This is a genomic window from Steroidobacter sp. (assembly GCF_016790065.1).
Lineage (GTDB): Bacteria > Pseudomonadota > Gammaproteobacteria > Steroidobacterales > Steroidobacteraceae > Steroidobacter.
The window spans coordinates 1-7,912 of sequence record NZ_JAEUPY010000921.1 but is presented as its reverse complement, the minus strand read 5'-3'; the positions used below and the strand labels follow the sequence as shown (position 1 = coordinate 7,912).

The following is a 7,912-nucleotide window of genomic DNA, read 5'->3' as shown; positions in this document are numbered from 1 at the left end:
CGATTGAAGGGTCGGTGCTTGGGGCGCTCGGTGTGATCGTCGGGTTGCTCGCTGGCGCGGCCATTAGTTTGATTTTGATCTACGTGGTGAATCGGCAGTCGTTCCATTGGAGTATGGATTTACGCGCGCCAGTCGGATTGTTGACGAGCCTGAGCGTCGCGCTGATTGCAGCCGCAGCGTTGATTGCTGTCGTCAGCGGCCGGCAGGCGATGGGTGGTGAAGTGGTGCGCGCCGTTCGGGAGGACTGGTAGTGCTCGCGCCTTGCCTGAGACCGCGGTCGCAATGGCTGATGATGTTCATGGCCTCGCTTGGCAGCTGCGTCGCTGCGGTCGTCGCGCTGGTCAAGGATCGAGCTGACAAGCTGGTCGCTCGCATTGGGCAACTCGGCTGCATGCTCATCTCGGCTGCGTTAACAATCTCCGGCGCTCAGGCCGAAGTCATCTCTCCGGACGTCGTTCCGGGCTATCGCATCGAGCTGCCTCGGGACGAAGGCAGCCATCCTCAGTTCAAGACCGAATGGTGGTACGTCACCGGCTGGCTCGAAGACACCTCCGGCGCACCGCTCGGCTTTCAACTCACATTCTTCCGCTCGCGCACCGGCATCGACGGCGACAACCCTTCGCGCTTTGCTCTTCGCCAAGTCCTGTTCGCGCATCTCGCGGTGAGTGACCCCAAGCGCGGCGCTCTGTTACATCACGAGAAGTCCGCTCGCCCTGGCTTCGGTTTGGCAGCGGCGAAGGAAGGTTCGCTGGACGTCTACATAGACGACTGGCAACTCCGCCGTGACGGCGACACGTATATCGCAGTCGCCAAAGCCAACGACCTGCAGCTCAACTTGAAATTACAACCAAAGGCGCCGCCGCTGCTTCAAGGCGACGCCGGCTTCAGCCAGAAAGGTCCGAATCCCAATTCAGCCAGCTATTACTACAGCCTGCCGCAGCTTGCGGTCACAGGCAGCGTGAGCATCGAAGGCAAGGAACGAGCAGTGAAGGGCCGCGCGTGGTTCGACCACGAATGGTCCGGCGCCATCGTCGATGAGCGGGCTCAAGGCTGGGACTGGATCGGCCTGAATCTCGACGACGGCGGCGCGCTGATGATGTTCCAAATGCGCGGCCCCAACGACAGCGAACTGTGGGCCGCCGCGAAATACCGAGCAGCCAACAGTACCGAAGCCGTCTCATACAAACCCGATGACATCGAATGGAAACCGTTGCGCCACTGGCGCTCGGATCGCACCGGTGTTCGTTATCCCGTCGAATGGCAAGTCACCGTAGGCACGCGCGTCATCACGCTGCGTCCGTTGATGGACGATCAAGAGAACGACGCCAGCGGTTCCACCGGCACCATCTATTGGGAAGGCGCCGTGCTCGCCTACGAGGCCGACAAAGTCATCGGCCGCGGTTATCTGGAACTGACCGGCTACGGCAAGAAGATGCGGCTGTAATCAGCCGCGCTTCGGCCGGCGAACTGCGCGAAGTTTGCCGGTGCGGCCGCCGCCGCAGAAGAAACGATCGGCACCGTCGGATTCGAGTCCGGAGATGCCGATGCCGTCGGGCATGTCGAGCTGTTCCAAAACCTCGCCGCTGTTCGGATCGATATGACGGATCTCGCTGGTGTCGCCTTCCCAGGTGGCGTGCCACAGCTCGCCGTCGACCCAAGTCACGCCGGTGACGAACCGATTGGATTCGATGGTGCGCAGGATGGCGCCGGTTTGGGGATCGATCTGATGAATCTTGCGTTCGCGATACTGGCCCACCCACAGCGTGCCTTCTGCCCAAGCAAGACCCGAGTCGCCGCCAGCGCCGGGCGCAGGAATCGTATGCAACACTCGCCCGGTGGCGGGGTCGATTTTCTGAATCCGATTCTCGGCGATCTGAAATAAATGTTTGCCGTCGAACGCCGTGCCGGCATGCGCGGCGACCTCGATGGAACGTTGGGTTTGCCCACTCTCGGGATCGAGCGCGTTCAACTTATCGCCCGATGCAAACCAGACTTGCTGGCCGTCGTAAGTGACGCCATGCACGCCGTCCACACCCTCGAAGGGACCGTATTCGCGAAGCACGTTGGCTGCTGAAGTTTTCATGTCGGTCATGCTAGTCGTTCGGCAGCGGTGCGGGGAGTAACAATGTCGTCGCGAATCCTGGCAGCGGCGGCGTCATCCAACGGCGGGCGCGACCGCGGCCGACGGATTGCACTTTGCCGCTGTCTGCAAGCGAATCGAGCGCTCGTTGCACGGTGCGCTGACTGGCACCAAGTGCAAGAGCCAACGCTGAGCTGGACCACGATTCACCGTCGGCCAGAAAGGCCAGCACCGCGGCGTGTTCTTCTTCGACGGGTCTGGCCAACACCACGACCTCACGTGCGCGACGTGGCCTCAGCGTAAAGCCATCTTTGGTCGCGCTCACGTCGGCAAGGCCTTTGAGCATCGTTCGAAGTCTTCCGAGTTCGACGCGCAACCGTACGCGATGCGATTCATCAGCGACCTTGGCACGGAATGCGCGGGTGATGAGCGCGCCTCTGGGCACATCGCCCGGCCAAGCTTCGGCGAGCGTGCGAACCAGTGTGAACAAGATAGGGCGAGTGGCGAGCGACGTAACAGAGCGTGAATCTCGGACCACATAACGACAAGCGTCTACCACCAGCGCCTTCGATGACAACAACGAATGGACGTCATCGAGCAGCAGCGGCCGCTCTTCGTCACGCGATAGCAAGCGCGCTGCCGGCGTGTTCAACATAGCAGCGGCGCTTTGAACTTCTGCGTAAAGCGCAGGGATGCCAGCACGACGTGCGGCGTCTTCAGCTCTCCCGAGCGCTGCGCGAGCGTCTTTCGGGCGAATGCGACGCATGGCAATGCCTGCAACGGTCAGCTCATGAGCAGCACGTAGGGCCGCAGAGAGCGCGCTTGGATCGGATTGAGCGAGCGCGCGTTCGGCGTCATCGAGGTGGCCAATCAAAAGAAAACGACGGACTTCTAGATAGCGTGCATGCGCGGCGTTGGCGCGATCGCCGTGCTCTTCGAGAGTTACGCGTGCAGCGTCGAGCGCCTTCGCGGGCCAAGTTAAATCACGCGAGGCGAGGGCGATTTCAGCTTCAGCAACGACACATCGGGCGCGAGCTACGGCTTCTCTCGGGCCGAAGGCGCGTGCGGCACTTTTGATCAGGGCTTTCGCTCGAACGAAATCGCCGAGCTGGGCCATCGCAATGCCTCGAAGCGCGAGGGCCGGTGCGTCATCGCGTAGTGCGACTCTTTTCAAAGCTCCGAGGGGATCGCCCGCCGCAAGCGCCCGTGCCGCGGCGGTGATCAGTGAGTCCATCCCAGTCGGCTATTTGATCAACGCACGGCGCGCAACGATCACGCCGTCTTCATCCGCGTACAACCAGTCGCCCGGGCGGAAAATCACGCCGCCAAAACGCACCGGAATATCTCTTTGGCCCTCGCCGCGCTTGTCGGTTTTCATGGGATGAGTGCCGAGCGCTTTCACTCCGATGTTCATATCGGCGATCGCAGCTGAGTCACGAATGCAGCCGTACACCACGATGCCGGCCCAGCCGTTGTCGACGGCCTTCTTCGCCAACAAATCGCCCACGACTGCGCGACGCATGGATCCGCCCGCATCGATGACCAGCACGCGTCCGTTGCCCGCCTCGGCGGTCAAGTCACGCACCAGCGAATTGTCTTCGAAGCATTTGAGGGTGGCGATCTGGCCGCCAAACTGCAGTGTGCCGCCGAAGTCACCGAACAACGGTTCGCAGACTTCCAGTTCGTCACTGAATTGATCGCACAGATCGGCGGTTCTGATGTCCACGCGGCGTCCCGATAACAAGGATGAAGACGCCGCAGTTTGCCGCAGCCGGCGAGGTAGGGCCAGACCAGCCTCGGTCGGGTGGGCCTACGCTTACTTCTTCTTGCCGAGCAGGCGCGACAGCAACGAGCCGTTCTGCGGCAGCTTGCGAATGCCGCTCTCGGACAGCTCCACTTCGCGGGCCTCATCCATCAGTTCTTGGCTGAGGCTTTTCTTGAGCTGTTTGTGCTTGCCGGTGTTGCCCGGCGAGCGCGTGGGTTCGGAGCGCTTGGTGGCCGGTGCGGCGGACTTGGCGGCGACTTTGCTGTCCAACGCCTTGTGCATGCCGGTGGAATTCAACTTGAAAGTACCGGTGGCGTTGGCTTTGAACGAACCGGTCGCGGTGGGTTTGAAAGCTCCGGTGCCGCCCGGCTTGAAAGAGCCCGAGGCCGAACTCAGCGAGCCCGTCGCATTGGGACGGAAGGCGCCAGTGGCGTTCGCACGGAACGCACCGGTCGCGGAAGGATCGACTTCCATGGTCACCGTCGGAACCACCGGCGCGCGTGAGGCGCGGGCGTTGTTGAGCGCGACCACGTTGTTCTTCGGCTCTTCCGCTGGCTCGGCACGACGCGGCTGCGGCGCGTCCTTGAAGCGTGCTTGTTCAGCAACGCTGATTCGTAGCACCGACGGCGAAGCAAAGAATGTCTTCAGATAACCCGACACGGCCTCGGCCGACACCGCTTCCTTGAAGAAGCCCAGCCGCAACGAGTGCACGATCTTGCCGCTGCCGGCGGTGGCCACCGAGTACAAGCTGTACGCCTCGAAAATATCGAGGTGCGGCATGGTGTCCAGATTGACCGGCTGGTCGGAGGCGGCCAGCTGAATCGCAAACCATTTCTCTTGAGCCGCGTCGTTCAATTCCTCGGTGGTCAGCGCGCGAATGGTCTGCGTGCTGTCGAGGTTGGGATGAACGAGCGAGGCATCGCGAACCGGCGCCGCAGGCACAGGCTTGGCCGACGCAGCGGCAGTTTTGTTGACGGCCGGAGCGGCTGGTTTCGCCGCGGGTGTCACGGGCACCGCAGGTTTGGCGACAGGCTTGGTCGCTACCGGCGGAGCGAGCGGTTTGGCCGGCGCAGCTTTGTTTGTAACAACTGGGTTTGTAACAACCGGCGCCGCCGCTTTGGCGGCCTTGCCCGGCGCATCGTCATAGAGATCGAGCTCGAAGGCATCGACATCTTCGATGTTGAGTCCCTTGCCAACGTGATACGGCTCAGCGGGCGCAGCGTTTTTCGGCGCGGCTGGTGTAGGCGCAGGATCGGAGAAAGTCAGCGCCGGCACGCGCACGCTGGATGCCGTATCTAATTTCGGCGGCACTAGCACAGGCGCAGGAGGCGTAACCGGCTTGCTCGCGGTGAGCACAGGCGGAGCAACGGATTTGTTTGCAGCAGGCGCAGGCGGCGTGACTGCCTTGCTCTCGACCGGGGCCGGAGCATTGCTCTTGATCTTGAGCTTGCTGGTGTCGAGCGCGGCGAACTTGCCGCTGAGCAGACCGACAGCGAGCGGTTCTTTCGACGGTGCCGGCGCCGCGGTCGGCGTGGGCTCGTCGTTCCAACTCATTTCAGCGAGGCCAGCGGCTTCGGTGAGCGCTTTGATCTTCGGCAGCGACGCGGAAGAGGCCGCGGCCTTGGTTTCCTCATCGGGTTCCCAAGTCATCTCGACGACTTCGTCAGTCGGTGCTTTGGGTTTGGCGACGACCGGTGCAGCAGCCTTCGGGGCCGGTGCGCGTTCAGGTAAATAACCGCGAGTGAAGCGACGATCTTCCTCGCTGAGGCTGGCGGTGAATGCAGTCGGATATTGCTGGCGGACCACGGTGAGCACGCGTTCAGCATGCGCTTCGTTGGTGAAGAAGCCGAGGCGCAGACGATGCCGCGTGCGACCATCTTCGACGCGCGCGACTTGATAAAGCTTGTAGTTCTCGAGGCCGGGAATGTTTCTTCCGTCCGTCGCTACCGGCGCGATCGACGCGCACAGGTTGATGACGAACAGTTGCGTGCCGCTGCCCGTGTTTTGGGAGACGAGCGGAGGCTGTGAGCTATCTGGCTCTACATAGACCTTGCTGGCGTTGTCTTCCACGTTGCTTCCCCAGACCCATATCGCCGTTCGAACACCCGCATTTCGGACACAACTCGGGCGTAAAGGACACATTTCGGGCGGGGGGGAGCACGCTATGCGCGTCGTGCTCGAGTTCACGGCAGTTTCGCTGTTTTCTTGTATGGCGAAACTGTTGCCGCATCATTGCGGCCCCGTGGCAACCCCGCTGTCTTAGGAAATGAATCCGTTAGACCGGAAGCTTTGCGTCCTCGCCTTTCAGCGAGTTTGCCCTTGAATCACTGGAACGATTCGATCATCGGCACCGACAGGCGATAAGTCAAGCAGTACGGTCGCTTTCAGCGGACACGGCATTCGGCGACAGGTGACTGACTGTTGCGGGCTTGAGGTTATGTCTCATTTGGCCTGTTTTTCAGCCGTCTTCACACTGCCATGCGCGTCCAGGCTTCTTTGCTGGCGCTCGCCGGCTCGCCGGCCATGATGCGCGGCGCGAGCTGAGAAACGATGTGCACCTGGGCGGCATCGGACAAGCCGAGCGCGCGCAGCGCGCCTTCCAAGCCTTCGATCAACTGACGCCGCTCGCTCTCCGCTGGGCAGCTGTCGCGCGCCAGCGCAGCGAGCTCGTCGCCCACGCTTTCCAAGGTTTCGGCAATCGAAGGCGCGAACTCGCTCAAGTCGCCACGCAAGCGCGCAGCGAACCGAAACGAGTTATAGGCGCACACATAGGCGCGATGTCTGAGCTTCAAGTTCTTCAACATTCCCACCGCATCGGTCTCCCGCACGAAGGTCACGGGCGAAAGTGTGAAGGGCGCCACGATTCGCGCGGTGTGCGCTGATTCGCAAAACGTCGTCTGATCTTGGCGTTGCATTTACGCCGCATTACGGATCAAGCACGTACGTGCAAACTATTTTTGCCGCGAAATATTCCCGCGCGCGCCGTTGACAACGGCGCAACGTCGTGAGTGGTCGAGTTCCAGGGCTTAGGCGCGGCCGACGTTACGGTCGGTGGGCGAATGGAAGTATTCGCTTTCTTCGGCGAACTGGCGCATCAACTTGCGCAACTCTTCGATACGGCCTTCGGCGGTACTGATCGGCTGGCACTCTTCGCACTCCGGATCGGAGCACGGCTGGCGCGAATACAGCCAGTACTGGACGGCGCCGGCCAACAGCCCATCGGCGATGTCCCAGATGTCTGCCTTGTCGTCGGTATCGGCAATACGGTTGCCGAGGTCGACGGCCTTGCCGAAGGCTTCGCTGAATGGGTTGTCGGATTCCTGCATGGCGTTGCTGTCGCTGAAGATGGCCCCATTGTACCGGCGTTGCGGCTGGTATGACGAAGACTGTCACCGCCTTGAACAAGCGCGGCGCGGCTGGTCTACTGTCAGAAACCGCCACCAATTCCCATAGCCCGCTGCAAGCGGGCGAATTCCTTAGAGGTTTGCCATGGCCGACGATCGTAATCAGGACCCGCAGATGGATCTGGACGGGCTCTATCAAGAAGACAATTTCACCGATCGCAAGGTCGGCGCCATCCGTCGCCTGACCCCGGTGCTGCCCGACGCCAGCGTCGACCCGGCCCGCCCGGTGCTGTTCATCGGCCAGGCCGAGATCATGACCAACATGGGTCCGGTGCCCATCAGCTTCGAAATCGAAGGCCCGACGCTGGGCGATGCCGTGAAGGGCTTCGCGCCGGCCGCGCAGGCCGCCATCGAGCGCACCGTGCAGCAGATCCAGGACATGCGCCGTCAGCAGGCCTCGCAGCTGGTGGTGCCGCAGGGGCCGGTGCCCGGCATCACCGGCGGCCGCGGCGGCGGCAAGATCCAGTTGCCGTAATACGCCCCATGATCGTGCGCGAGGCCTGCTAGCGGGGCCTCGCGTTGGTGCATCCCGACCCAAGTGCACCGCTGCACTCACAAACTCCGCCCACGAACTACGCCCACAAACTACGCATAGTCAGCGCCGTCACGCGCTGGCACGCTTTTCGCTCCCTTCCCCGACACAAGTTTGAGCCTGCGGCTGCG

General features: G+C 62.1%; 9 protein-coding genes and 1 riboswitch. Of the genes, 3 read left to right on the top strand and 6 right to left on the bottom strand.

Annotated elements, in window-relative coordinates:
* The coding region (locus tag JNL55_RS36695; RefSeq protein WP_293866895.1) for a hypothetical protein at positions 1–251 on the top strand (251 nt) is incomplete at its 5' end.
* A 47-nt stretch (positions 252–298) separates the two neighbouring features.
* Entirely contained in the window at positions 299–1,444 is a 1,146-nt protein-coding gene (locus tag JNL55_RS36690) for a carotenoid 1,2-hydratase (protein WP_293866892.1), read from the top strand.
* On the opposite strand, the gene JNL55_RS36685 is transcribed toward JNL55_RS36690, so the two are convergent.
* The 6 genes from JNL55_RS36685 to JNL55_RS36660 all read right to left on the bottom strand — a co-directional run bounded on the left by JNL55_RS36685 (position 1,445) and on the right by JNL55_RS36660 (position 7,171).
* A complete protein-coding gene (locus tag JNL55_RS36685; RefSeq protein ID WP_293866889.1) occupies positions 1,445–2,083 on the bottom strand; it encodes a DUF5074 domain-containing protein in 639 nt (212 codons plus the stop codon).
* Between the two features lie 10 nt (positions 2,084–2,093).
* Positions 2,094–3,314, bottom strand: a complete 1,221-nt coding sequence (locus JNL55_RS36680; RefSeq protein ID WP_293866886.1) for a helix-turn-helix domain-containing protein — start codon at positions 3,312–3,314, stop codon at positions 2,094–2,096.
* 9 nt (positions 3,315–3,323) lie between these two features.
* The gene (gene rraA, locus JNL55_RS36675; RefSeq protein ID WP_293866883.1) at positions 3,324–3,806 is read right to left on the bottom strand and encodes a ribonuclease E activity regulator RraA; all 483 of its coding nucleotides are present in this window, start codon (positions 3,804–3,806) and stop codon (positions 3,324–3,326) included.
* Between the two features lie 90 nt (positions 3,807–3,896).
* Positions 3,897–5,915: a hypothetical protein gene (locus JNL55_RS36670; protein ID WP_293866880.1), complete on the bottom strand. Its 2,019-nt coding sequence runs from the start codon at positions 5,913–5,915 to the stop codon at positions 3,897–3,899.
* Between the two features lie 171 nt (positions 5,916–6,086).
* Positions 6,087–6,173: riboswitch (cyclic di-GMP riboswitch) on the bottom strand.
* A 140-nt stretch (positions 6,174–6,313) separates the two neighbouring features.
* Complete coding sequence (locus JNL55_RS36665; RefSeq protein WP_293866877.1) at positions 6,314–6,760, bottom strand: hypothetical protein; 447 nt, start codon at positions 6,758–6,760, stop codon at positions 6,314–6,316.
* A gap of 111 nt (positions 6,761–6,871) precedes the next feature.
* Complete coding sequence (locus tag JNL55_RS36660; RefSeq protein WP_293866874.1) at positions 6,872–7,171, bottom strand: hypothetical protein; 300 nt, start codon at positions 7,169–7,171, stop codon at positions 6,872–6,874.
* A gap of 163 nt (positions 7,172–7,334) precedes the next feature.
* Between JNL55_RS36660 and JNL55_RS36655 the strand changes: the two genes are divergently transcribed.
* Positions 7,335–7,724 carry a hypothetical protein gene (locus JNL55_RS36655; RefSeq protein WP_293866872.1) on the top strand — a complete coding sequence of 130 codons (390 nt, stop codon included), beginning with the start codon at positions 7,335–7,337 and terminating at the stop codon, positions 7,722–7,724.
* Positions 7,725–7,912: the final 188 nt, after the last annotated feature.